Source organism: Xanthomonas codiaei (assembly GCF_002939785.1).
GTDB lineage: Bacteria > Pseudomonadota > Gammaproteobacteria > Xanthomonadales > Xanthomonadaceae > Xanthomonas > Xanthomonas codiaei.
In genome coordinates, this window is record NZ_MDEC01000010.1 from 47,029 (window position 1) to 70,257 (window position 23,229).

The following is a 23,229-nucleotide window of genomic DNA, read 5'->3' on the forward strand; positions in this document are numbered from 1 at the left end:
CATTGCGCGACGCAGCATGGCGCTGCCGAATGCGAGCGGCCAGGATTAATCACAAATTTAAATAGGCGCGATTAATTCAATCAATCAACACAGCGTTTCATTTTCCCAATTCAGGTTTAACTGAAAGGAATACGAAAGCAATGGATCGCGATCGATGCCGCGTGCCGGGACGCGAGCCGATACCGGCAGCTCTCACGTGCCGAACCGATCGCACCGCGGCAATGGATTGAGCGCCTTGCCGCGACGCGATGCGGGCGATCAACCGAGCCAGTCGCGTGGAACCAGATAGTCCAGCAGGCGTGCCTCGGCGCTACCGGGCTCGGCGCTGTAGCCGTATTCCCAGCGCACCCGCGGCGGCAGGCTCATCAGGATGCTCTCGGCGCGCCCGCCGCTCTGCAGCCCGAACAGTGTGCCGCGGTCGTAGACCAGGTTGAATTCCACGTAGCGCCCGCGCCGGTACAGCTGGAACTCGCGCTCGCGCTCGCCGAACGCGGTGTCCTTGCGGCGCTGCACGAGCGGCATGTAGGCATCCAGGAAGCCATTGCCCACCGCCTGCTGGTAGGCGAAGTCGCGCTCGAAGTCCTGGCCCAGGTCGTCGAAGAACAGCCCGCCCACGCCGCGGGTTTCGTTACGGTGACGCAGGAAGAAGTACTCGTCGCACCAACGCTTGTGCGCGGCATAGCGCTCTTCGCCGAACGGGGCGCACAGCGTCTGCGCGGTGCGGTGCCAGTGCTGCACGTCCTCGTCTACCGGGTAGAACGGGGTCAGGTCGAAGCCGCCGCCGAACCAGGCCGCGACCACCTCGCCATCGCGTTCGGCGCGGAAGTAGCGCACGTTCATGTGCGTGGTCGGCACGTGCGGATTGTGCGGGTGGAACACCAGCGATACGCCGCAGGCGCGCCAGGTGGCACCGGCCAGCTCGGGCCGGTGCGCACTGGCCGAGGGCGGCAGGCGGGTGCCGGAGACGTCCGAAAAGCCGATGCCGGCCTGTTCGAACACTGCGCCATCGCGCAGGATGCGGGTGCGCCCGCCGCCACCTTCCTCGCGCTGCCACAGGTCTTCGGAGAAGCGCGCCCGTCCATCGGCGGCTTCCACCGCGGCGCAGATGCGGTCCTGCAGGTCGGTCAGATAATCGCGTACACGGTCGAATTCGTTCATGGCCCAATTCTAAGCCGTGCACCGCAGCGGGTGCGTCCGCCCGCGCGCGCCAGTTTGTCGCAGGGCGATGTGGAGGGTTGATGCTTGGCGGAAGAGCGGAAGAGCGACTGATCTGCAGGTTGGCTGCAGGGCCCTTGCCCGCCCACCATCGCAGGACACGCTGCAAGTACGTCCATGTAAGCTCCGTGGCGGCATCCATGCCGCCAAGGGTCCCGCGACGGTGGGCGGGCAAGGACCAGTCGAATTGGTCGGTCTGCATGGCTCAACAGCGACCAGCAAGCTGCGACGCGGTGAGGGCGCCGCGCCCTCGACCAGACCTCAAGATAACAAAGCGATCGCGATACGCACGATGCAGTCGTCGCTACCTGATGGCGCAATACTGGCAGATCAGGCCGAGAGCGGATCATCAGCGCCTTCGTTGCAGGGCCCGGTCTGCGCCCAGGCACGAGACGCTGAATGTCGAAGACGTCATGCCCCGACCGTCGTTGGCAAGGGTATTCGCGGCTGGTGACCGGCGCGTTGCTGCAGCCACTACGCCTGGGAAAACTCCGCGCGAACGGATGGCGTGCACAGCCGCCATGCCACTGCTGCGTGTACGCAGCCGATTGCCACGACGCCCAGGCCGGTGAGGATGAACGCCATCTGCCGGGTTGCCTGCAAACGTGCCTGCATCTGTGGCCATTCCGGGCTCTGCAGCACATCGGCGGGTAGTAACGTCTGCACGCCGTCGAACAACGGTCCGATCAACGCCAGCCCGCCGAAATTCAGCAGGCCGGTCACCACGAGCACCGCCACGAAACCGACTCTTGCCCATTCGCGCCGTTGCAGCAGCGCCCAGCTCAACCACGCGAAGGCGGCCGACAGCACCACGCCGGCAACAGAGAGCGACAGCGCATGGCCGATCAGCCATTGCCAGGAGCGCGGCAGGGTGATGCCTTCGGGCAGCCCCAGCGATGCTGCATCCGGCGTCAGCGCGATCAGCACGATCTGCAACAGGTTGGCCAGCGCACTCACCACGCCCAGCAACAACGACACCCATGCCAGCGGCGAGACGAATCCGCCGTGCGGCTGCGGTGCTACGCGCCGTGTCGCGTTCATTGCAGGGATGCGATATGCGCAGCGACTGCGGCCTGCCCCGGCGGGTCCAGCGCAGGCTGCAGCTGTGCGTACCAGCCGGGCAGGGCATCGGCCGGCAGGCACTGGCGCAGCAGCGGGGTGCTGCGCTCGAGAAAGGCCTCCAGGAACGGCAGGCCACGCACATACAGAAAATGACTGTCGGTGATCGACATGCCTGCATATGCCTCGCGCAGCCACTCCAGATGCGGGAGGGCATGCGCACCATGGCCGGCGCGGGTCAGCGCGGTCAGGAAGCTGGTGCGCGCGGTGGCCGGGGAGGTCGCCCGTTCCTGCGCATTGAGATCGTCGAAGGTCAGCAGCCATTGCTCGCCGCGCGCAATCTCGTTGCACATCACCGCGGTGGTGGCCAGCTGCAACGCGTTGTGCGCGGTGGGCTCCAGTTCGTACACCGCCAGCCAGTACGGATAGGCCTCGCGGTAGCGGTCCAGTGCGCTCAGCGATAGCGCGCACAGCCGCTGTGCGTCGGCCCCTGCCTGCAACTGCGCCTGCGCCGCGTCGTAGGCGCCAACGTGATCGCCTCGCTGGAATGCGGCCAGCGCAGGCTGCAGGGCCGGATCGATGTCGACCGCCTGCGCTGGGTCTTCCTCGCCAGCGGCGGGTGCCACGGTGGGCTCGGTGCGCGGCGTCTGCGCCGCAGCGGTCTTGCGCCCAAACAAACGGTCCCACAGGCCCATCGCATCTCCTCGTGTGCGCCAGCGTCGTTGGTCATCGCCACCACGCCGGCGGCGCAGCGGGCATGTGGCAGGCCGGTACAGCGGTGCGCGAACGCAGCATTGCTATGCCGATCCTGACGCCAAGCTTAGAGCCAACGGCGTACCGGCAGGTGAGCGCTCAGCAACGCGGCATCCGCTTGCATCGCGGCCCGCCCGTGTCTGCGCGCGGGCCACGTTGCCAGGGCAAACGACGGCGGGGCTGGTCGAAGCGGTTCGCAACCTGCGTGGCCTGCACGGCAGGCGCAGTTTCCTGCGTGCAAGGCCACAGCCGCAGACGCGAGGGCAGGTTTCCCAGGCGCCCGCTGCGTCCATCTCGCGACGGGTGCAGCAGCCGCTCAGCGCTGCGGTTTCACCTGTTCGTTGAACAGCTTGAGGATGCGCTTGTACTCGTCCAGCCACGCATCGGCGCGGGTGAAGCCGTGACGTTCCAGTGGATACGGCGCTACCTGCCAGTTGTCCTTGTGCAGCTCGATCAGCCTCTGCGTCATGTCCACCGAGTCCTTGAAGAACACGTTGTCGTCGATCATGCCGTGGGCGATCAGCAGATGGTCCTGCAGCCCGTCGGCATAGTTGATCGGCGAGGAGGTCTGGTAGGCCTGCGGATCGAGCTCGGGCGTGTTGAGGATGTTGGAGGTGTACTCGTGGTTGTACTGCATCCAGTCGCCGACCGGACGCAGTGCCGCGCCTGCCTTGAACGTGCCGGGGCTGCGGAACAGCGCCATGTAGGTCATGAAACCGCCGTAGGAACCGCCATAGATGCCGGCGCGGCTGCGATCGCCCTGCTTGGTGGCCACCAGCCAGTCCAGGCCGTCCAGGTAGTCTTCCAGCTCCGGGTGGCCCATGTTGCGGTAGATCGCCGTGCGCCAGTCGCGGCCGTAGCCTTCGGATGCGCGGTAGTCCAGATCCAGCACGATATAGCCTTGCTGCACCAGCAGGTTGTGGAACATCTGCTCGCGAAAATACGGCGTATAGCGTTGCGACACGTTCTGCAGGTAGCCGGCGCCGTGCACGAACATCACCACCGGATACTGCTTGCCCGGCTCGGGCGTCTGCGGGCCGTAGTACTTGCCCCAGACCGTGCCGGCGCCATGCTTGGACGGCACCTGCACATACTGCGGTGCGATCCACGACTGCGCCTTGAATGCGGGTGTGCGCGTGTCGGTGAGCACCCTGGCCTGGCCCCCGGCGGCCGGCACCACCGCCAGCTGCGGTGGCAGATACGCACCGGAGTAACGCACCAACAGCTGCTGCCCGTTCGGCGAGAGGCTGAAGTCTTCCACGCCATTGAAGGCGGTCACTTCGGTGAGCTGATCGGTGCGCAGGTCGAGCTTGCACACCTCGTAATCGCCCGGCCATTTCTGGTTGCACAGGAAGTACATGCCGCTGCCGTCGGCATCAGCTACCGGCTTGGAGACCTCCCACTTGCCGCGTGTGCGCTGGCGCGGCTTGCCGTTGCCTTCGATCGTGTACAGCTGCGAATAGCCGGATTCTTCGGACAGCAGCCATAGCGTGCGGTTGTCGGGCAGCCAGCCGAAATCGTTGAAGTCCCAGTTGATCCAGGCGCCATCGCTCAGGCGGTGGCGCGGCTGCAGCCTGGCCGCGTCCAGATCCACGCTGGCGATCCAGCGGTCCTTGTTGTCGGTGGCGCGGAGCTCCACCGCCACGTTGCGGCCGTCGTCGCTCCAGTGCACCGCCGGACCGCTGCCATCGCCATCGCTTTCCACGCGTACTGCGCGGTTGCCCTTGAGCGCGTCGCGTTTGGCGGCCTTGCGCAGGCTTGCCAGCGGATCGATGGCGATGCCCGGCAGCGCGTCGAAGGACAGCTGCCGCGCGCTGCCGGCGGTGACATCCACCAGCCACAGCGTGTGCGCGACCGGCGCATTGCGGCCCACGCGGGTACGCACTTCCTGGAATTCCTCGTAACCGGATTCGGTGACGTACTTGGGCATCTTGCCGGCCTGGCCCTCTTCGGCATTCTTGGCCTGGGTGACCACCAGCAGATGGCGGCCGTCCGGCGACAAGGCGCTGTCGACGATCTCCACTTCATCGCCCAGGTACACCGGCGCGGCGGCGCGGGTGGCATCGGCACGGCGCCAGGCATCTTCCTGCGCGCGCAGCGCATCGCGTTGTTCGCGGTCGCGCCGCAGCGTCGCCAGGGTGGCCAGTTGCTGCTCGCGCAACGTATCGGCCTTGGGCGCGGCATTGGGGTCGCGCTCGGCCTTGACCACGGTGACCTGCGCGGTGCCGCCGTCGGCGCGCCAGTGGTACCAGTTGTTGCCTGCGCGCCAGATCGCACCGCCATCGCTGGCGAACTGCGGGCGCGATTCGATCTCGTTGCTGCGGGTCAGCTGGGTGAGCGCGCCCGAGCGCAGATCGCGCAGGAAGATGTCGCCGTTGCGCGCGAACAGCATGCGCTGGCGGGTGGCGTCGTAGCTGGGGTTGGCGGCATCCAGGCCGGCACGCGCGCTATCGGCGACGCGTTCGACGGCGGCGCTCTCGACGCCCTGCCGATAGGTGTCGCGTACCGGGCTGCCGTTGCGCTTGAGCAGGTATTGCACCTGTTTGCCGTCCCACTGCCACCATGCCTGCTCGACCGACGGCCCGATCCAGTCCGGATCGGCCATCACCTGTTCGATGGTGAGCGGTGCGGCAGATTGCGCATGCGCGGTGGCGGCCAGCAGCAGGAGGGTCAATGGCAACAGTCTGGGCATCGGAGACAACTGGGCGCAACGGAGAGCGGGCAAGCCTAGCAGTTCGCCCGCGCCAGGGGCTTGGGCCACAGGTCATGCGTGGGATACGTCGGAGGCGACATGCGGCGAAATCACGAGGCGAGCGCGACTATTGCGCGCGGTCGCCGCGGTAGGCAGTGCGGTGTGTGCGTCACGCGATGCCGCCATGTGGCCTGTATCCGGGAGACGGGCTGCGCCAGAGTGACCGCTTCCGGTGGCGTACACGCCCCGCGCAACGAGCCCCGCGATGTCTGACGCAGCCTGGACCTGCGTTGGCAATGCGCCGACGCTGCGATGCGAAAGCGCTGGCACATCGACACCAACATCCATCGACACTAAACGCCAATCCCCAATCCCCAATCCCCAATCCCCAATCCCCAATCCCTGCATGGCATGCGCTGCCGGGCGGCGTGCGCCAGTGCGCCCGGTCCTGCGCGCCACAACCGTCCTGGGCTTGGCTATCGCTCGCCTGACCGCGATGGTTGCAGCGCAGCGTTGCCGCAGCAGCGACCGAGAAGCTCCCGACTTGCCAGCGGCCCGGGTGGCGGCCAAGCTAGCGCGCTTTTGCGATTGTCGATGCACATGCCCAGCCCGTCTGCTTCTGCTGTTTCCCACCCCATGGCCGTCGGCGCGCCTGGCCGGCCGCTGGCGTGGCGCGCGGGGCAGTCGGTCGACCTGGCAACCTTCATCGCGCACGTGCACGGTCTGGCACAGCAATTGCCCGAGGGGCGTCATGCGGTAAACCTGTGCGAAGACCGCTACCGGTTCATGGTGGCCTTCTATGCCTGCGTGTTGCGCGGGCAGGTGTCGCTGCTGCCGTCCTCGCGCGCGCCGGCCGTGGTCGGCGAAGTGCAGGCGCGGCATGCCGATGCCTATTGCCTGGGCGATCTGGCGCTGGAGCTGGCGCCGCCACGCTATTGGCAACTGCCCGCCGAGCTGCCGCAAGCCGACGGCCCGATACCGCAGCTGGCCGACGACGCCCTGGTGGCGATCGGTTTCACCTCCGGCAGCACCGGCAGCCCGCAGCCCAATCCCAAGACCTGGGGCAGCTTCCTGACCAGTACCCGGCAGGATCTGGTCGCGCTGCAAAGCCTGTGGGCGCACACCGACGCGGTGCCGCATGTGGTGGCCACGGTGCCGCCGCAGCACATGTACGGCATGGAATTGTCGGTGCTGTTGCCGATGGTGACCACCCTGGCGGTGCACGCCGGGCGGCCGTTCTTCCCGGACGACGTGGCACGCGCCTTGTCCGAGGTTCCGGAGCCGCGGGTACTGGTGACCACGCCCGTGCATCTGCGCGCGCTGGTCGAATCGGGCGTGGTGTTGCCGCCGCTGGTGGGCATCGTTTCGGCCACTGCACCGCTGGCGCAGGAGATCGCCGCGGCGGCCGAAGCGCGCTTTGGCGGGCAAGTTCGCGAGATGTTCGGCTCCACCGAAACCTGCGTGTTCGCGGTGCGTCGTACCGCGCTGGAAGCGGCCTGGACACCGCTGCCCGGCGTGCGCCTGGAAACCCAGGGCGCCGGCACCCTGGTTCATGCGCCGCATCTGGCGACGCCGGTGTTGCTGGCCGACATGATGGACGTTGCACAAGACGGCCGCTTCCAGGTGCGTGGACGCCAGGCCGATCTGCTGGAAATCGCCGGCAAACGCGCCTCGCTGGCCGATCTCACCCGCCGCCTGCTCGCCATCCCCGGCGTGGTCGACGGCATCATGGTGCAACTGGCACCCGAATCCGGGCAGGCCGTCGGCCGCATTGCCGCACTGGTGGTCGCCCCGACCCTGGACGAGGCGCAGATCCTCGCCGGCCTGCGCGCCAGCGTGGATCCGGTCTTCCTGCCACGCCGCCTGCGCAAGCTCGCAGTGCTGCCACGCAACGAAACGGGCAAGCTGCCGCGTGATCTGGTGCTGGGGTTGCTCACCGGTTGAGCGAGCTGCCTGCGGACGCGCCGCGCTCAGGCACAGCGTGTCCGCTGCTCATCGAGGCGTTGGGTGTCTACCCAGATTGCGGCGCAAACATCGGGCAGACAGCGGCGCTGCAGGCCATGGGCCTGGCTTCGGCCGCGATACGCCCATCACGCAGCGACGGGGCTACCCATGCACCCCATCGATCTCCACCGCCAGCTCGTCGCGGCAGATCACCGCGTGCAGCAGCAGGCGCGGAACCGCATCGCCGAAGCGCGCATCCAGGGCATGGGCGACCTTGGCCAGGTCGTCCTGCTCACGCACATACACCTTCAGCCGGGTGCCAGCGCCGAACTGCGCGGGCAGTGCCGGCGCATGCGCACGAGCGGCACCGAGCAGCGCATCGAAATTGGCGAAGGTTTCTTCCAGTTGCGCCAGCAATTGGCCGGTATGCATCGAGGCATGACCGACCACCGCGGCGGTGCCCGAGAGCAACAACGGCATGTCGCTGCCGGCCGGCGGCAGCATGGCGCGCGCAAAGCTCGGCGGCTGCGGGCCGTACTGGCGGGGGTAGTGGTAGGCGCTGACCTGGCGCGGATTTTCCAGCGGAGTGCCGGCATCGGTGGCGGCCAGCCAGTAGATCTGGATGACGCGTTCGGCGTCGCAACGGCCCACCGCGGTCGCGGCCGGCAGCTGTGCGGTATCGAACGCGCCCAGGCCGCGTGCGCGGCCCACGCAGAACTGGCGATAGCGCTCGCGGTCGCCGCTGCCCAGGGTGATCGCATCCAGGTAGTTCCAGATGCGCAGCAGGCGCGGCGTATCGCTGCGGCCGACGAAGGCGGTGATCTCGGCATAGGCCTTGGCGGCGGCATGTTCGATATCGACGTCCTGCTCGTCGATCTCGATCACCCCGAATTGCAGGCGGCCGTCGCTGGCCCAGGCGATGTTGCCATCGCGACCGCTGCGCACCGGTGCATCGGTGCGCCACACTTCCAGCACATCGGCCTGGTACGGCTGCAGCGGCACGCGCAGGTAGCGCGGGTCGAGCAGGCGTGGCGCCGCTGCGCCGAAGCCGAAGACTGCCAGCACCTGCGGATCGGTCAGCAGCGCGGCCGGGTCGGTCCGGTCGACGTAATCGACCTGCAGGCGGGGGTGGCGCAGTGGCTGGGCGGTGTGGGCCGGGGAAGCGGTCATTGACTGTCTCATTGCAGGGTATCGCCGTCGAAACTGAGCCTGGCCTGGCGGCGACGCAGGCGCCACGAGTGCCAGGCACGCGGCAGCATCGACAGCGTGGTGAGTGCGTAGATGGCGCGGAACGCACGCAGGCGCAGACGGACCTTGGGGCTGTCGAACACATCGCCAGCCAGCATCGCCACCACCGCCTGCTCCAGCTGCCAGGTGTTCTGCGGCTGCGCGAACAGGGTGCGCATGGTCGGCGAGGTGAAGCGGTAGATGAACCACTTGAACTCGTCGATTCCGCGGTTGAGCTCACGCTGCAGGCTGCGCTGCAGCCTGGCCTCGTGCTGCGGCGCGCGCAGCGCCGCGTCCACCATGGCTGCGCCGCGCTCGGCGCTGTGCATGGCCAGGAACACGCCGGAGGAGAACATCGGGTCGACGAAGGTATAGGCATCGCCCAGCATCAGCCAGCGCGGCCCGGCCATGCGCGTGCATTCATAGGCGTAGTTGCCGGTGGCGTGCACCGGCGCCACACGTTCGGCACCGGCCATGCGCGCGGTGACTTCGGGGTTGAGCGCCAGCGTGCGCATCAAAAACCCCTCGCTGTCGCCCTTGCGGGTCTTTATGTACTCGGGGTAGCAGACCGCGCCCACGCTCATGATGTCGTCAGGCAGCGGAATCAGCCACATCCAGCCATGCGCGTGCCGGTAGATGCTGATGTTGCCGGCATCCTCGCCCGGTCGCCGGGAGACCCCGCGGAAATGGCTGAACAGCGCGGCGGACTGGTGCTTGGCATTGGCGCGTTTGAGCTTGAGCCGGTTGCCCAGGAAGGTATCGCGGCCACTGGCATCGAGCAGGTACCGCGGACGGAATTGCTGGATCCGGCCGTCGGCGGTACGCGCCTGCAGCAGCGGTTGCTCCCCGTCCAGGTCCACCTGTTCGACGGTGACCTGCTCGCGCGCATCCACGCCTGCGGCGCGCGCGCGCTTGAACAGCACCTCGTCGAACTGCGCGCGCGGCACCTGGAAGGCGAAGTCGGCCTTGGCGTCGAGCGCGTGGGAGAAGCGAAAGGTGTTGTAGCCGCCAGCGTCGTCGGGAAAGTCCGCGCCGCGCTTGAGCACGCCGATGCTGCGTACCTGGTCCAGCACGCCCAGGCGCTCGAGGATCGGCATGTTCATCGGCAGCAGCGATTCGCCGATATGGAAGCGCGGATGCTGCGCCTTCTCCAGCAGTGTCACCGCCCAGCCGAGCTCGGCAAGCAGGATTGCCGCCGCACAGCCAGCCGGTCCGCCGCCAACGATCACTACGTCCGGACACTCCGGTCCGGGGGCCGGCCCGGCTGCCGGCGTGGCGGTCGGGATGGGGCGAACAACGGTGGAAGTCATCCTGGAACGAACCTGCAGCGGGCGAGCGTCATGCAGTCATGATAGCCTGTCCGGCGGCCCGGGCATCTGTCTGGCTGCCGAGACCACGCATGACGACCACCGCAAGGACAGGGCGATCGGCAGATGCGCCGCGGGCCGGGCGCTCGGCGCGACAGGTACGACACCGTACACTGCCGGCTCGATGCGCCGCCTGCCACCATCGCTGCTCGCGTGCTGTCGATTGCCTGCTCCGACGCCTGCCCGACCCTTACCCTGGAACCTCTGGATGTCCTCGCAAACCGCTGCCGAACGTGAACTGGCCGAACTCCTGGTCGAAAGCCTGAACCTGGAAGACGTCCAACCCGCCGACATCGATCCGGAGGCGCCGCTGTTCAACACCGGCCTGGGGCTGGACTCGATCGATGCGCTGGAACTGGCGCTGGCGATCAGCAAGCGCTACGGCTTCCAGCTGCGCTCGGACAACGACGAGAACCGTCGCATCTTCGCGTCGCTGCGCGCACTGTCGGCGCATGTCCAAGCCAACAAGACCGTCTGAGGTTCCGGCCGCTGCGGCCAGCGAGCCGCCGCCGTGGGTGCTGGGCGTGGGCGTGCTGCTGGCGGTGGCGTACTCGCCGCTGGCGCACTGGGCCAACGCCAGCCATCGCCCCGAACTGGCCGTCATCGCCGGCGCCACGTTGGTGCTGATGGTGTTGATCGAACCGTTGGTGGCGCGGCGGCCGTGGGCCTGGGGCCTGGGCTTGCTGATCCTGGCCGGCCTGGGCGCGTTGTGGCACTCGCCGTACGCCATGCTGCTGCTGGCCGCACCGCCGGTGGTGTTCACCGGCTGGGTGGCGTGGTTTTTCGGGCGCAGCCTGCGACGCGGGCGCACGCCGCTGATCACCCGTATCGTCGAAGGCCTGTACCGGCAGGCCGGCATGCCGATCACGCCCGACCAGTACCGCTATACGCGCAGGCTCACCCTGGCCTGGGCGCTGCTGCTGTGCGGCTTGACCCTGGTCAACCTGGTGCTGGGCCTGTGCGCCGAACCCAGCGGCGTGCTGGCGCAACTGGGCCATGCCTCGCCATTGCCGATCAGCGATGCGCGCGCCTCGTTGTTCGCCAATGTGCTGGTGTACGGCGTGGTTGGCGGGTTCTTCGTGGGGGAATATCTCTTGCGCGGCCGCTGGTTTCCGCAGCGGCCCTATCGTAATCTGCCCGACTTCATGCGGCAGATGGCGCGGCTCGGGCCGGCGTTCTGGCGCGATTTGCTACGCTGAGGGCGTGGCCCAAGGGCACCGACGTACGTGCGCAGTTTCGGGGACAAGACAAAAATGCCGTTGGCAAGGATGCCGTCGCGCCTGGCGTGGGCTGTGTTCAACCTGTTGCAGTTGGCGTTCACGCTGGTGTTCACCGCCGGCGGCATCGTCTATGCGCTGGCGTTGCTGGCGCTCACCCGCGACGCCGACCGCCTGCTGCGCATGGGCGCCTGGATGTGGGCGCCGGTGCTGTTTCGCGGCGCGGGCGCCAGGGTGATCGTGGAAGGCCGCGAGCGGGTCGACTGGTCGAAGAATTACCTGTTCGTCAGCAACCACCAGTCGATCATCGACATCTGCGCGCTGTTCCATGCGTTGCCGGTGCCGCTGCGGTTCCTGCTCAAGGAAGAAATGCTCAAGGTGCCGTTCGTGAACTGGTATGCGCGCGCCACCGGCATGCTGTTCCTGGATCGCGACAGCCGCAGGGCCGGGGCGCTGGTGCGGCGGCAGGCTGCCGCGCTGCTGCGCGAGGGCAAACAGCTGTGTCTGTTTCCCGAAGGCACGCGCAGCCGCACTGGCGCATTATTGCCATTCAAGGCCGGGCTAGTGCAGGCCGCTATCGATGCTGGCGTGCAGGTGGTTCCTGTGGCGCTGGATGGCTGCGGCAAGGTGCTGCCGGTGGATGGTGTGTTCAGGGTGCGTCCCGGCATCATCCGCGTGCGCATTGGCGAGCCGATCGCGGTGACCGGGCCGGATGCGCCGGATCGCCAGCAACTGACCGAGCAGGCACACAAGGCCGTGGCTGCAATGCTTCAACCCAGGATCTGAGTTTCGCGCTTATGGATTTCGTCGTGCCGCATGATCATCCCTGCCTGCCCGGGCATTTTCCGGGTCGCCCCGTGGTGCCCGGCGTGGTCGTGCTCGACCACGTGCTGCAGGCCGTGGAAGCGCTGCATGGCCCGCGTGCGGCGGCACGGCTGCCGCAGGTAAAGTTCGTGCAGCCGTTGCTGCCGGGCCAGACCGCGTCGGTCATGCTGGAAGGCGACGGCCCGCGCTGGCGCTTTCGCGTGCAGCGTGCCGACCAGGTGCTGGTCAGTGGCGAACTGGTGGCGGAGGCGGCGGCATGAGCAACCATTGGAAACAGCGTCCCGAAGGCGGCGGGCGTTTCGCGCTGTGGTTGATCCGCGGCATCGCCCGCCACGCCGGGCGCGCGGTGGGACGTGCGCTGCTGTACCCGATCACGCTGTACTTCCTGCTGGTGCGTGCGCCCGAACGCGCCGCCTCGCGGACCTACCTGGCGCGGGTGCTGGGCCGGGAGGCGACGCTGCGCGACGTGGCCCGGCACATCCACACCTTCGCCTCCACCATCCTGGACCGGGTGTACATGCTGTGCGGGCAGATGCAGCGCTTCCGCGTGGACATCACCGGCCTGGAGCAGCTGCACACGCAAATGGATCGCGGCCGCGGCGTGCTGATCTTCGGTTCGCACCTGGGCAGTTTCGACGCGCTGCGCGTGCTGGCCACCGAGCGCCCGGACGTGCAGGTCAAGGTGGTGCTGGACAAGGCGCACAACCGCGCCATGACCGACCTGCTGGGCGCGCTCAATCCGCAGCTGGCCGCCAACATCATCGATGCCGGGATGGACGCGACCTCGATCGTCATGGCGATCAAGGAGGCCACCGACGCCGGTGCGCTGGTGGCGCTGTTGATCGATCGCCCGCGCGAAGGCGACCCGGCGCTGCCGGCGATGTTCCTCGGCCGCAACGCGATGTTCCCGACCTCGCCGTGGCTGATCGCCGCCGCGCTCAAGGTGCCGGTGGTGCTGGCGTTCGGCCTGTATCGCGGTGGCAACCATTACGAGCTGGCCTTCGAGACCTTCAGCGAAGGCCTGGATCTGCCGCGCCGCCAGCGCGCCCCGGTGCTGGCGGTACTCATGCGCGATTACGCTGCCAGGCTGGAACATTACACGCGCTACGCGCCGTACAACTGGTTCAACTTCTACGATTTCTGGAACACCCACCATGCCGATGCGCCGCACCCTGCCGTGGATGCTGATACTGCTGTTCAGCGCCGCACCGCTATGCGCCGCACCGCCTGAGACGCTGGATGTCGGCCAGGTGCTGCAGCGCCTGGCGCGCCCGGCCCCGGTCAGCACCGAGTTCGTCGAACTGCGCGGCTCGGCGCTGCTGAAGACGCCGCTGCGCGTGCAGGGCCATTACCGCCGCCCGGATGCGCAGACCTTGGTGCGCGAGGTCAGCGCGCCGTATCACGAGACCACCACCTTGCAGGGCGCCGAAGGCGTGCTGGAACGCGAGGGCAAGCCGCCGCGACGCTTCTCGTTGAGCCGCGTGCCCGAGCTGGCCGGGCTGAAATCCGGCTTCGGCGCGTTGCTGGCCGGCGACCGCGCGCTGCTGGAACAGCAGTATCGCGTCAGTGGGCAGGGCCAGCCGCAGGCGTGGCAGCTGACGCTGCAGCCCAAGGACGCCGCCGTCGCCAAGCAGGTGCGAGAGTTGCGTCTGTACGGACGCAATGATGAGTTGCGCTGTATCGAAAGCGTCCCCGCCAAGGGCGACGTGCAGCGCACGCTGCTGGCCGGTGCGGCCCGCGCGGCGGCCAGCGTGACCGATGCCGCGGCGCTGACCACCCTCTGCCACGGTCCGGGCGCGTGACCGCGCGCGCGATGCTTGCATTGGTCGGCCCCAGAACCATCTCGACAATCGCCACCGGAGAGCGCACGTTGCCGACGACGCCCGTTGCCGCGTGCGCGGCCGGTGCACGTCCTGCTGGACCGGCGAGGCCTGCCCATGGCCTTTGAGCTAACCACAAACCGACGCATCGGCCTGGCATTGCTGTGGCTGGCCTTGCTGGCGGCCGCTGGATTCTGGTTGAGCGAAACGCTCAAGGTGTCCGGCGATCTGCGCAAATTCATGCCCGCCCCGCGCACGCCGGCACAGAAACTCTTGATCGAGGAACTGGGCGAAGGCCCGGGTTCGCGGCTGCTGTTGATCGCGCTGTCCAACAGCGACCCGGTCACCTTGGACGAGCAGTCGCAGCAACTGCACAAAGCGCTGTCCGCACAACCGGACCTGTTCGAACTGGTCGGCAATGGCGGCAACGCAGGGCTGGAGGCGATCCCGGAACGCTTGCTGCCCTACCGCTACCTGCTCAGCGACAGCTTCGACACGACGCGGCTGGACGCATCGACGCTGGAAGCGGCACTACAGGCGCGCGTGCAGGACCTGGGCTCGCCGGCGGCAGCGCTGGTGGAGCCGCTGCTGCCACGCGACCCCACGCTGGAAGTGCTGCACCTGGCCGAGACCCTGCAGCCGGCGGCCGCACCGCAGCTGCGCCACGAGGTGTGGTTCGATCGTGCCGGCAGCTCGGCCCTGCTGGTGGCGCAGACGCGTGCGGCCGGTTTCGATCCCACCGGGCAGCAGCTGGCCTACGACGCGGTGCAGGCGGCGTTCGCCAAGGCTGCGCAAGGCAGCACCACGCGGATGACGCTCACCGGCCCGGGGGCGTTTGCGGTGGAAATCACCGCACGCACGCAGGGCGAATCGCAGTGGATCGGCACGCTCGATACGGTGGGCCTGGTGCTGCTGCTGCTGGTCGCCTACCGCAGCTGGAAGATCCCGGTACTGGGCGTGTTGCCGCTGGCGAGCGCGGGCCTGGCCGGGCTGGCTGCGGTCGCCCTGCTGTTCGACGGCGTACATGGCATCACCATCGCCTTTGGCTTCACCTTGATCGGGGTGGTGCAGGATTACCCGATCCACCTGTTCAGCCATCAACGCCCCGGGTTGGACCCACGCGACAACGCACGGCATCTATGGCCGACGCTGGCCACCGGCGTGGTGTCCACCTGCATCGCGTATGTGACCTTCCTGTTCTCCGGGGTGGACGGCCTGCGCCAGCTGGCGGTGTTCACCATCGCCGGCCTGGCCACCGCTGCCGTCAGTACGCGCTGGCTGCTGCCGGCGTTGATCGACCCGGCCGCGCGCGACTACGCCGATTCGCGGCTGCTGGCCACGCTGTGGCGCGGCATCGCGCGGCTGCCACGGCCACGCATCAGCCTAGCGGTGATGGCGGTGATCGGCATCGCGGTGATTGCGTTGGCGCCCGGCCAGTTCTGGCAGAACGATCTCTCCAAGCTCACCCCGGTGCCGCCCAAGGCACTGGCCCAGGACACCCATCTGCGCCAGGAACTGGGTGCGCCGGACGTGCGCTACGTGCTCGCCCTGCCTGCGGCCAGCGACGAAGCCGCGCTGCAGGCCAGCGAGCAGTTGCGGCCGCGCCTGGATGCACTGGTGCGCGATGGCGCGCTGACCGGCTACGACATGGCCGCGCGTTACCTGCCCAGTGCCGCGACCCAAAGGGCACGCCAGGCGGCGTTGCCCGATGCCGCGCAGGCGCGCGCCATGGTCGAGCAGGCGGTCGCGACCACGCCATTGCGCAGCGATGCGTTTGCGCCCTTCCTGCAGGATCTGGACACGGCCAAGCATGCCGCGCCGCTGCTGCCCAGGGATCTGGCCGGCTCGCCGCTGGCCACCTCGGTCGGCGGGCTCCTGCTGGGCCGCGGCGATCGCAGCACCGCGCTGGTGTCGTTGACCGGCCTGCGCGACCCGGCCGTGCTGGCGGCGGCGGTGCAGGGCAGTGGTGCACAGCTGCTGGACCTCAAGGACGCCTCCGAATCGCTGGTGGCGGCCTACCGTACGCGTGTGCTCGGCGCGCTGGTGCTGGCGGCGTTGTTGCTGGCGGTGACGGTGGCGATCGCGCTGCGCAGCCCGCGCCGCATCGTGCGCGTGCTGCTGCCGATGGCGCTGACCACTGTGCTGATCCTGGCCATCCTGCGCGGCACCGGTGTGGAGCTCAATCTGTTCCACCTGATCGCGCTGATCCTGGCTGCCGGTCTTGGTCTGGACTACGCGCTGTTCTTCGATCATGCCGGCGACGATCATGCCGACCAGCTGCGCACCCTGCATGCCCTGATCGTGTGCAGCCTGATGACGCTGCTGGTGTTCGCGTTGCTGGCCGCCTCCAGCATTCCGGTCTTGCGCGCGATCGGCAGCACGGTGGCGCTGGGGGTGTTGTTCAATTTCATTCTGGCCTTGCTGGTATCGCGCCAGCCGGCGCTGGAACGCATGGCCAACGGAGAGCCGCATGCAGGGACGTGACGCGATTGCCGCCTTGATTCCGCACCAGGGCGCGATGTGCCTGTGGGAAGAGGTGGTGGAGTGGGATGCGCAGCGCATCGTGCTGCGCAGCCACGCGCACCGCGACCAGACCCATCCGTTGCGCGCCGCCGGACGCCTGCGCGCGCTGCATCTGTGCGAATACGGGGCGCAGGCGATGGCCGTGCATGGCGGCTTGCTGGGCCGCGCCTCGGGCAAGCCGGTGCGCCCGGGCATGCTGGTGGCCCTGCGGGGCGTGGAGCTGCACGTGGCCTATCTGGAGCAGCTGCCCGAGGCGATCACCTGCCAGGCCCAAGTGCTGATGCAGGGCGAGGACAGCCAGCAATACAGTTTCCGCCTAAGCCACGGCGAGCAACTGCTGGCCGAAGGCCGCGCCACGGTGATGCTGGGCGCGGCCTGAGCCCGGCGCTTGCCGCGTTTCACGCGCCGGCCGCTGTCCTGGGCACCATCAACGCGCTCAGGTTGCTCACGCTGGGCAGGCGGTGCGTATACAGGCGCGCGATATCGGCGCCATTGTGGAGATGCTCGCAATCCTCCAGGCCGATCGAGAGAAACGCGGGGCCGTCATCGCGTGCAGGCTTGATTTCGCCGACTTCCAGCGCCTTCAATGCGCTGATCCAATAGAATGACTGGCCAGCGTCTTCGCGATTGAAATAGGCGTACCAGACCGGGATGCGGAACAACCGCTCGAACGCCACCGCGCGTTTGAGCTCGTTTTCGTAGGGAAGGCTGTAGTAACACTGGTTGGCATGCTTGAACTGGACGTAGTTCTTGACGTCGATGGCGATCAGGCCGATCGACTCCAACAGCAGCAGGAAATCCGGTCGTTTGACCGCGTTGCCGAACAACGGCGCAAAGGTGTCCAGTGCCTGGCAGATGGCCACATAGCTGAAGCCATGCAATTTCAGCCACGCGTTCATCGCATCTTCGCCTTGCTTGCCCAGTTCGGTCAGGGTCGCCGCGCTCATTCCGGTCGCTCATGTCATCGCGCACAGGCGCGCACGCCAAAACGCTAGCAGCCCGGCACGATGGCACTCAAGGTATGGCCATCCGATGTGTGGCCTGGTCGAGCAAATGCGGTTCTGCTGCGCGCTGCGTTGCAGGCGCCTGCCTGCGGGCAGGAGGCTTGGTCTACGATAACGCTCCTTCCCTGGTCCTACGGTGCGTTGCTTATGAACCCAGTTGCACGACGCGCCCTCGTCACCGGCGGCAGCGGCGATCTTGGCGGTGCCATCTGCCGTCAGCTGGCGGCGCAGGGGCGGCACGTGATCGTGCATGCCAACCGCAACCTGGCGCGGGCCGAAGAGGTGGTGGCCGCGATCGTCGCCGACGGTGGCAGCGCAGAAGCGGTGGCCTTCGACGTGGCCGACGCGCAGGCCGCGGCGGCCGCGCTGGAGACCCTGCTGGACGGCGGCCCGATCCAGATCGTGGTCAACAACGCCGGCATCCACGACGACGCGCCGATGGCGGGCATGAACGCTACGCAGTGGCACCGGGTCATCGATGTGTCGCTGCATGGCTTCTTCAACGTCACCCAGCCCTTGCTGCTGCCGATGGCACGCACGCGTTGGGGCCGCATCGTCAGCGTGTCGTCGGTGGCGGCGGTGCTGGGCAACCGCGGGCAGACCAACTACGCCGCGGCCAAGGCAGCGTTGCACGGCGCAAGCAAGTCGCTGTCGCGCGAGATGGCCAGCCGCGGCATCGCCGTCAACGTGGTGGCGCCGGGCGTGATCGAAGGCGAGATGGTCGGCGAGAGCTTCGCCCCGGACGTCATCAAGCAACTGGTGCCGGCCGGACGCGTGGGCAAGCCCGAGGAAGTGGCCGCGCTGGTGGCGTTTCTGTGCTCGGAGTCGGCCGGTTACATCAATGGCCAGGTCATCGGCATCAATGGCGGGATGGGCTGAAAGCGGCGAACAGAACGACTATGCCCGCCGCCAATGGGCGCAGGTGGCCGTGTGGTTCCTGAAGGCCTGGACCAGGCAAAACGCGCCGTTGTCGGCGCGTTCGATCGACCCTACGCCGCGTCGGCGTACCACGTGGCGGTCAGGATCGCCTCGCCATTGGCATCGGCCGTCAGCGCGTCCAGGCCGTGGTCGGGCAGGTCGGGGTGGCGCTGGCGGGCCTGCTGCAGGATCTCGCGCGCCAGCACCGCCATCTGCGCCACGTTGCCGTGGATGCGTGCGGCGAAGGCGTCATCGTCGAGGGTGTCGTTCAAGGCGCCATTGAGTTGGTTGAACCAGCCGATCAAATACTGGTCCAGCAGGCGTCCATCGCCGCCGACGATGCCCTGTTCGGTGTTGCGCACGCCCCAGTCGTGCAACACGCGTTGCATGGCCAGGTTCATGTCGCGCGCATGGAAAAAATCCGCCTTCATGCGCGCCAGCAGGCTCAGGTCGGCGATGCGCCCTGAGCAGAACAGCGGCGCCAGCAGCGACCAGTAATAGGTGTAATCCCAGATCACCTTGACCGGCATGACCTGCTCGTCGCCGAACAAGGCGTATTGATCCTGGTACAGCGTCAGGGTGTTTTCGTAGAACGAGAAATACAGCTGCTGGTACAGCTCCGCATACGGGCTGAGCGACTTGCCGGCGCGGTCGCGGCCGATCAGCTCGCAGATGTAGGTGTTGGAGATGCCGATGAAGTCGCTGCCCGGCGAGTAGAACGGGTCCAGGAACAGGCCTGCCTCGCCGGTGAGCGCCCAGCGCTGCGCGGAGAACACCTGCTTGCAGCCATAGGAGAACTTGCGCAGGAACAGGAAGTCCTGCAGCCGGTAGTGCGCGCTGTCGAGCGTGGCGGCCACCTGCGGTTGATGCAGGCGCAGCCAGTCCATGGCTTTTTCGTGGGTGTTCATCGTCTCCAGCGGATGCATCGCGGCATCGCAGACGATACCCAGCGAATGCGCGCCAGAGGACAGCGGGATCAGCCAGAACCAGTAGCCCGGCCCGCACATGTGGTTGGTCGAGCGCCAGCGGTCCGGCGGGGTGCAGCGCTGCAGCCAGTTGCTGTCCTGCGACCAGCCGTTGGGGTCGATCAGGCCTTCCACGCGCCACCACACCGCGTTGGCGTTGTGCGCGTTGTCCTGCGCCAGGCCGAGCTTGCGCTTGAGCAGGCCGGCGCGGCCGCTGGCGTCCACCACCCAGCGCGCCTGCAGCGTGCCCGCAGTGCCGGCGCACTCGTAGCGCACCGCGTGGTCGGTGTCGTCTTCGGCCAGGTCCACGCCCTTGACGGTGCAGCCATCGATGAAGGCGATGCCCTGCGCGCGGGCGCGTTCGCCAAGGAAGTTTTCGAAGCGGCCGCGGTCGATCTGCCACGACGGTGTCGGCAGGATCTGGCTGACGCCCAGTTCCGTGCAGCGGTCGATGTCGGCGCGCTTGTCGGAGAAGAAGAAACGGAACCCGAACTTGCGGATCTGTTCGGTCTCCAGATGCTCGCGCAGGCCCAGCACCTGGGCGAAATAGTGCGCGCCGATTTCCACCGTGGATTCGCCGACCTTGAAGGCGGCCTCGCGCACCGGATGGGCGCGCCGTTCCAGCACGGTGATGGCCAGCTCAGGATCGCGCTGCTTCAGTTGCAGGGCCAGGCTCAGGCCGGCCAGGCCACCACCGGTAATGACGACATCGGCACGCGCTGCATTCATGGGGAAGGGTTGCTCTTGGTGACCGCGGGCACAGTAGCAAATTCGCCATCGACATCGTCAACGATCACCGGGTTGGCGCGCACCCGGCGATATTCGCGCCAGACATGGCCATACGCCCAGACCTGCGCGACCACGTGCGAGGTGATGTTCCACAGGTCGCGCACCAGGCGGAAATGGCTCTTGCGGAAGGTGCCATGCGCACCGCCGGCATAGCGGGTCTCGATCGGCACCGCCACCACCCGCGCGCCGGCCTGGCGCGCGGCCGAGATCAGCAGCTGCGCTTCGAACACGAAGCCTTCGCCGGGCACGTTCGGCAGGGTGAACACCGCCGCCGGATACAGCCGTTGGCCGCTCTGGCTGTCCACCAGCTGGAAACCGCAGCCCCAGGCAATGCCCCAGTCGCCGAAATCGTTGCCGATGCGGCGGATGGTGGGCTGGGTGGCGCGCTTGCGCATGCGCGCGCCGATGATCACGCTGCCGGGATGGCGGTTGGCTGCGGCCAGCAGGCGTGGGAAATCGGCGGCCTTGTGCTGGCCATCGCCGTCCATGGTCATCACCGCGCGCATGCCCAGCTGCTGGGCCTTGGCGAAGCCGCTGCGCAGGGCGGCGCCCTTGCCCATGCGTTGCCGGTGGCGGATCACCGTCACCGGCAGGTCGGCGATGCAATCGGCGGTGCCATCGTCGGAGCCGTCGTCGATCACGATCACCTGCGGGCAGTACTGCAGTGCATCGGTCACCACTTCGCGGATACGCAGCGATTCGTTCAAGGCCGGCACCAGGATCGCGGTGTCCTGCGGCGTCAGCGGCATGCGGCTCACGGCAGGATCTCCACGCGCAGGACGCGGCCGGGGCCGGCCTGCAAGGCCACGCTGTCGCCGCGGCCGGCCAGCAGTTCGAACAACGGCAGCATCGGCGCCATCGCATTGCCGGACACCTGCTGCGCCAGCGGGCCATCGCCCGGCGACGGGCTGCCATCGTCCAGCCGCGCGCGCAGCTGCCGCCTGCCTGCCTGGCCGGCGCTGCCGAGCACCAGCGCGCCACCGAGCAGGCCCTGGCTGGGTGAGAGCCGGCCCAGCGGCCCGACCGAGCGCGCATCGTAGCCGGCCAGCAGCACTGTCTCCACGCCGGCGGTGAGCTGCACCAAGGCCTCCAGCAGCCCCTGCGCGAAGCTGGCATCGGAGGCGCTGATGGCCGTGGCCGGCGTCATCGCACCGGCGCCAATGGTCCAGTACCCGGCCGCGGCGTTGTGCACCGAGTTGTGGAACTTGGTCGGCGAGATCGCCAGCGGGTCGCTGGCCAGGGTGGTGCACATGTAGTCGGTGATGGCCAGGTCGCCGTGGGTAGAGGTGAACACCGACGGCAGGCTGGCCGGGTCGCGGCCGGCGGCGGTGCAGGCGGCCAGCGCCGCTTCCAGCGACACCGCCACCGTATCCGGCGCGCGGCGGCGCTCGTTGGCGGCCAGCAGCTGCGGCGCCGGGCGTGCCGGGGTCTCCTGCAACGCTGCACCGTGCACGAAGTCGCGTGCGGCTTCCCAGCTAGGCAGGCCCTGGGTCCAGAAGCCGATCCCTTCGATACTGGCAGCGAGCATCAGCGGGCCCGCCCGAACAGCAGCGAGCAGTTGTTGCCGCCAAAGCCGAAGGAATTATTCATGGCGTAGTCGATCCGGGTATGGGCGTTGTCGAAGCGGATCTGCGGGCCGCAGGCGGGGTCGGGCACTTCGCTGTTGAGCGTGCCCGGCAACAGGCCGTCGCGCAGCGCCAGCAGCGCGATCACCGATTCCACGATGCCGGCCGCGCCCAGGGTGTGGCCGGTCCAGGCCTTGGTCGAGCTGGCGTGCAGGGTGTCGGGGAAGATCGCCGCCACCGCGGCCGCTTCCACGCTGTCGTTGGCCGGGGTGGCGGTGCCGTGCAGGTTCAGATAGCCCACCGCGGCCGGCGCCACGCCGGCGCGTTGCAAAGCGCCGCGCATCGCCAGCTGCGCGCCCAGGCCCTGCGGGTGCGGGGCCGACATATGGTGGGCATCGCTGGATTCGCCATAGCCATACAGCCACAGCGCCGCGTCCGGTGCGGCGGCGGTGCGTTCGACCAGCGCAAAGCCGCCGGCCTCGCCCAGGCTCAGGCCCACGCGGCGCGCATCGAATGGCTGGCACGGCTCGGGCGCCACCACCTGCAGCGAGTTGAAGCCGAACAGCACGCTGCCGCACAAGGTGTCCACGCCGCCGACCAGGGCCGCATCGATCACCCCGGCCTCGATCAGCCGCGCCGCCTGCGCGAACACCTTGGCGCTGGACGAGCAGGCGGTGGCCACGGTCACGCTGGGGCCGCGCAGGCCGGTGGCGTGCTGCACGAAGTCGCCCAGCGAATGCGGAGTGTGCACGATCGGGCGTTCCAGATCCGGCGGGAAGCGCGCGCCGTCGGCGTCTTCGACCAGCCGCGTGTATGCCTCTTCGCTGGCACCGATGCTGGAGGTGGAGGTGCCGATGATCACTGCCACGCGCTTGGCGCCGTAGCGTTGCGCGGCCGCCTGCGCCGCGTCCAGCAGGCCGTCCTGCTGCAGCGCCAGCCAGGCCAGGCGGTTGTTGCGGCAGTCCCAGCCCTGCAACGCGGCGGGCAGGACCACCTCTTCCACGCCGTCGACGCGGCCGATCCAGCACGGCAGCGGTTGTGGCCCGAAATCGTTGCGGCGCAGGCCGCTGCGGCGCGCCTGCAATGCGGCGGCCTGGGCGGCGAGCCCGGCGCCGAGCGCGGTGGTGGAGGTGTAGGCGGTGACGGCGACCGGGGCCATCGGGGACGGATGCTGCGCTTGGCTCACGGTGATCTGGCTGGCAAGAAGTGCTTGCAGTATATCGGTGGCGTGCGCCCGTCCCATCGATGGCGCAACTGAACGTGGCGGTCATGTCGCTGACGCGGCTGGGATTTTTCGCACCCGCCGCGCTTTCGCCATGGCCGCAATTGGGACACAATCCTGCGAC

General features: G+C 68.1%; 21 protein-coding genes. 10 read left to right on the forward strand and 11 right to left on the reverse strand.

What is annotated here, in order from left to right:
• Positions 1–258: 258 nt before the first annotated feature.
• The 4 genes from hemF to XcodCFBP4690_RS09295 form a co-directional block, all read right to left on the reverse strand.
• Positions 259–1,158, reverse strand: coding sequence for an oxygen-dependent coproporphyrinogen oxidase (hemF, locus tag XcodCFBP4690_RS09280; RefSeq protein ID WP_104540676.1), 900 nt, complete (start codon positions 1,156–1,158; stop codon positions 259–261).
• Positions 1,159–1,689: 531 nt separating this feature from the next.
• On the reverse strand, positions 1,690–2,256 hold the full coding sequence (locus tag XcodCFBP4690_RS09285) for a hypothetical protein (protein ID WP_104540677.1): 567 nt from the start codon (positions 2,254–2,256) through the stop codon (positions 1,690–1,692).
• A complete protein-coding gene (locus XcodCFBP4690_RS09290; RefSeq protein ID WP_104540678.1) occupies positions 2,253–2,969 on the reverse strand; it encodes a hypothetical protein in 717 nt (238 codons plus the stop codon). The genes XcodCFBP4690_RS09285 and XcodCFBP4690_RS09290 overlap by 4 nt, the downstream gene beginning before the upstream one ends.
• Positions 2,970–3,343: 374 nt before the next feature.
• The gene (locus XcodCFBP4690_RS09295; protein ID WP_167394551.1) at positions 3,344–5,710 is read right to left on the reverse strand and encodes an alpha/beta hydrolase family protein; all 2,367 of its coding nucleotides are present in this window, start codon (positions 5,708–5,710) and stop codon (positions 3,344–3,346) included.
• Between the two features lie 609 nt (positions 5,711–6,319).
• On the opposite strand from XcodCFBP4690_RS09295, the gene XcodCFBP4690_RS09300 reads away from it, so the two are divergent.
• Positions 6,320–7,663: an AMP-binding protein gene (locus XcodCFBP4690_RS09300; protein ID WP_208622715.1), complete on the forward strand. Its 1,344-nt coding sequence runs from the start codon at positions 6,320–6,322 to the stop codon at positions 7,661–7,663.
• Between the two features lie 162 nt (positions 7,664–7,825).
• Here XcodCFBP4690_RS09300 and XcodCFBP4690_RS09305 read toward each other — a convergent pair whose 3' ends face one another.
• Complete coding sequence (locus tag XcodCFBP4690_RS09305; protein ID WP_167394543.1) at positions 7,826–8,833, reverse strand: chorismate transformation FkbO/Hyg5 family protein; 1,008 nt, start codon at positions 8,831–8,833, stop codon at positions 7,826–7,828.
• A gap of 8 nt (positions 8,834–8,841) precedes the next feature.
• Complete coding sequence (locus XcodCFBP4690_RS09310) at positions 8,842–10,200, reverse strand: NAD(P)/FAD-dependent oxidoreductase (RefSeq protein ID WP_104540680.1); 1,359 nt, start codon at positions 10,198–10,200, stop codon at positions 8,842–8,844.
• Between the two features lie 265 nt (positions 10,201–10,465).
• Here XcodCFBP4690_RS09310 and xanC point away from each other — a divergent pair, with 265 nt between their 5' ends.
• The 8 genes from xanC to XcodCFBP4690_RS09350 all read left to right on the forward strand — a co-directional run bounded on the left by xanC (position 10,466) and on the right by XcodCFBP4690_RS09350 (position 17,021).
• The gene (xanC, locus tag XcodCFBP4690_RS09315) at positions 10,466–10,735 is read left to right on the forward strand and encodes a xanthomonadin biosynthesis acyl carrier protein XanC (protein WP_005914783.1); all 270 of its coding nucleotides are present in this window, start codon (positions 10,466–10,468) and stop codon (positions 10,733–10,735) included.
• Between the two features lie 37 nt (positions 10,736–10,772).
• Positions 10,773–11,456, forward strand: a complete 684-nt coding sequence (locus XcodCFBP4690_RS09320) for a COG4648 family protein (RefSeq protein WP_167394552.1) — start codon at positions 10,773–10,775, stop codon at positions 11,454–11,456.
• A 54-nt stretch (positions 11,457–11,510) separates the two neighbouring features.
• Positions 11,511–12,260, forward strand: a complete 750-nt coding sequence (locus XcodCFBP4690_RS09325; protein WP_104540682.1) for a lysophospholipid acyltransferase family protein — start codon at positions 11,511–11,513, stop codon at positions 12,258–12,260.
• A gap of 11 nt (positions 12,261–12,271) precedes the next feature.
• Entirely contained in the window at positions 12,272–12,559 is a 288-nt protein-coding gene (locus XcodCFBP4690_RS09330; protein ID WP_104540683.1) for an ApeI family dehydratase, read from the forward strand.
• Positions 12,556–13,530, forward strand: a complete 975-nt coding sequence (locus XcodCFBP4690_RS09335) for a lysophospholipid acyltransferase family protein (RefSeq protein ID WP_104540684.1) — start codon at positions 12,556–12,558, stop codon at positions 13,528–13,530. The genes XcodCFBP4690_RS09330 and XcodCFBP4690_RS09335 overlap by 4 nt, the downstream gene beginning before the upstream one ends.
• Complete coding sequence (locus XcodCFBP4690_RS09340; RefSeq protein ID WP_104540743.1) at positions 13,454–14,101, forward strand: LolA-related protein; 648 nt, start codon at positions 13,454–13,456, stop codon at positions 14,099–14,101. The genes XcodCFBP4690_RS09335 and XcodCFBP4690_RS09340 overlap by 77 nt, the downstream gene beginning before the upstream one ends.
• Before the next feature lie 135 nt (positions 14,102–14,236).
• The gene (locus XcodCFBP4690_RS09345) at positions 14,237–16,603 is read left to right on the forward strand and encodes an MMPL family transporter (RefSeq protein ID WP_104540744.1); all 2,367 of its coding nucleotides are present in this window, start codon (positions 14,237–14,239) and stop codon (positions 16,601–16,603) included.
• Positions 16,590–17,021 (forward strand): hotdog family protein, encoded by a 432-nt coding sequence (locus XcodCFBP4690_RS09350; protein WP_104540685.1) that lies wholly within the window; start codon positions 16,590–16,592, stop codon positions 17,019–17,021. Before XcodCFBP4690_RS09345 ends, XcodCFBP4690_RS09350 begins: the two co-directional genes overlap by 14 nt.
• A 19-nt stretch (positions 17,022–17,040) precedes the next feature.
• Here XcodCFBP4690_RS09350 and XcodCFBP4690_RS09355 read toward each other — a convergent pair whose 3' ends face one another.
• Positions 17,041–17,589: a hypothetical protein gene (locus tag XcodCFBP4690_RS09355; protein WP_104540686.1), complete on the reverse strand. Its 549-nt coding sequence runs from the start codon at positions 17,587–17,589 to the stop codon at positions 17,041–17,043.
• A 204-nt stretch (positions 17,590–17,793) separates the two neighbouring features.
• Between XcodCFBP4690_RS09355 and fabG the strand changes: the two genes are divergently transcribed.
• Positions 17,794–18,525: a 3-oxoacyl-ACP reductase FabG gene (fabG, locus tag XcodCFBP4690_RS09360; protein WP_104540687.1), complete on the forward strand. Its 732-nt coding sequence runs from the start codon at positions 17,794–17,796 to the stop codon at positions 18,523–18,525.
• 110 nt (positions 18,526–18,635) lie between these two features.
• Here fabG and XcodCFBP4690_RS09365 read toward each other — a convergent pair whose 3' ends face one another.
• Genes XcodCFBP4690_RS09365 through XcodCFBP4690_RS09380 form a run of 4 tightly spaced genes read right to left on the reverse strand, consistent with a single transcriptional unit; the run spans position 18,636 to position 23,042 of the window.
• Positions 18,636–20,258: an NAD(P)/FAD-dependent oxidoreductase gene (locus tag XcodCFBP4690_RS09365; protein WP_104540688.1), complete on the reverse strand. Its 1,623-nt coding sequence runs from the start codon at positions 20,256–20,258 to the stop codon at positions 18,636–18,638.
• Positions 20,255–21,076 (reverse strand): glycosyltransferase family 2 protein, encoded by an 822-nt coding sequence (locus XcodCFBP4690_RS09370; protein ID WP_104540689.1) that lies wholly within the window; start codon positions 21,074–21,076, stop codon positions 20,255–20,257. The genes XcodCFBP4690_RS09365 and XcodCFBP4690_RS09370 overlap by 4 nt, the downstream gene beginning before the upstream one ends.
• A complete protein-coding gene (locus XcodCFBP4690_RS09375) occupies positions 21,073–21,846 on the reverse strand; it encodes a beta-ketoacyl synthase chain length factor (RefSeq protein ID WP_104540690.1) in 774 nt (257 codons plus the stop codon). Before XcodCFBP4690_RS09375 ends, XcodCFBP4690_RS09370 begins: the two co-directional genes overlap by 4 nt.
• Positions 21,846–23,042: a beta-ketoacyl-[acyl-carrier-protein] synthase family protein gene (locus tag XcodCFBP4690_RS09380; protein ID WP_104540745.1), complete on the reverse strand. Its 1,197-nt coding sequence runs from the start codon at positions 23,040–23,042 to the stop codon at positions 21,846–21,848. The genes XcodCFBP4690_RS09375 and XcodCFBP4690_RS09380 overlap by 1 nt, the downstream gene beginning before the upstream one ends.
• Positions 23,043–23,229 lie beyond the last annotated feature (187 nt).

What these genes read in the sequence shown, in the direction of transcription:
- XcodCFBP4690_RS09300 (WP_208622715.1), top strand. Translation starts at nt 6,320, where the DNA reads ATGCCCAGCCCGTCTGCTTCTGCTGTTTCCCACCCCATGGCCGTCGGC.
- XcodCFBP4690_RS09285 (WP_104540677.1), bottom strand. Translation starts at nt 2,256, where the DNA reads ATGAACGCGACACGGCGCGTAGCACCGCAGCCGCACGGCGGATTCGTC.
- XcodCFBP4690_RS09310 (WP_104540680.1), bottom strand. Translation starts at nt 10,200, where the DNA reads ATGACTTCCACCGTTGTTCGCCCCATCCCGACCGCCACGCCGGCAGCC.
- xanC (WP_005914783.1), top strand. Translation starts at nt 10,466, where the DNA reads ATGTCCTCGCAAACCGCTGCCGAACGTGAACTGGCCGAACTCCTGGTC.
- XcodCFBP4690_RS09345 (WP_104540744.1), top strand. Translation starts at nt 14,237, where the DNA reads ATGGCCTTTGAGCTAACCACAAACCGACGCATCGGCCTGGCATTGCTG.
- XcodCFBP4690_RS09380 (WP_104540745.1), bottom strand. Translation starts at nt 23,042, where the DNA reads ATGGCCCCGGTCGCCGTCACCGCCTACACCTCCACCACCGCGCTCGGC.
- XcodCFBP4690_RS09375 (WP_104540690.1), bottom strand. Translation starts at nt 21,846, where the DNA reads ATGCTCGCTGCCAGTATCGAAGGGATCGGCTTCTGGACCCAGGGCCTG.
- XcodCFBP4690_RS09365 (WP_104540688.1), bottom strand. Translation starts at nt 20,258, where the DNA reads ATGAATGCAGCGCGTGCCGATGTCGTCATTACCGGTGGTGGCCTGGCC.
- XcodCFBP4690_RS09325 (WP_104540682.1), top strand. Translation starts at nt 11,511, where the DNA reads ATGCCGTTGGCAAGGATGCCGTCGCGCCTGGCGTGGGCTGTGTTCAAC.
- XcodCFBP4690_RS09305 (WP_167394543.1), bottom strand. Translation starts at nt 8,833, where the DNA reads ATGACCGCTTCCCCGGCCCACACCGCCCAGCCACTGCGCCACCCCCGC.
- XcodCFBP4690_RS09355 (WP_104540686.1), bottom strand. Translation starts at nt 17,589, where the DNA reads ATGAGCGCGGCGACCCTGACCGAACTGGGCAAGCAAGGCGAAGATGCG.
- XcodCFBP4690_RS09340 (WP_104540743.1), top strand. Translation starts at nt 13,454, where the DNA reads ATGCCGATGCGCCGCACCCTGCCGTGGATGCTGATACTGCTGTTCAGC.
- XcodCFBP4690_RS09350 (WP_104540685.1), top strand. Translation starts at nt 16,590, where the DNA reads ATGCAGGGACGTGACGCGATTGCCGCCTTGATTCCGCACCAGGGCGCG.
- fabG (WP_104540687.1), top strand. Translation starts at nt 17,794, where the DNA reads ATGAACCCAGTTGCACGACGCGCCCTCGTCACCGGCGGCAGCGGCGAT.
- XcodCFBP4690_RS09290 (WP_104540678.1), bottom strand. Translation starts at nt 2,969, where the DNA reads ATGGGCCTGTGGGACCGTTTGTTTGGGCGCAAGACCGCTGCGGCGCAG.
- XcodCFBP4690_RS09330 (WP_104540683.1), top strand. Translation starts at nt 12,272, where the DNA reads ATGGATTTCGTCGTGCCGCATGATCATCCCTGCCTGCCCGGGCATTTT.
- hemF (WP_104540676.1), bottom strand. Translation starts at nt 1,158, where the DNA reads ATGAACGAATTCGACCGTGTACGCGATTATCTGACCGACCTGCAGGAC.
- XcodCFBP4690_RS09335 (WP_104540684.1), top strand. Translation starts at nt 12,556, where the DNA reads ATGAGCAACCATTGGAAACAGCGTCCCGAAGGCGGCGGGCGTTTCGCG.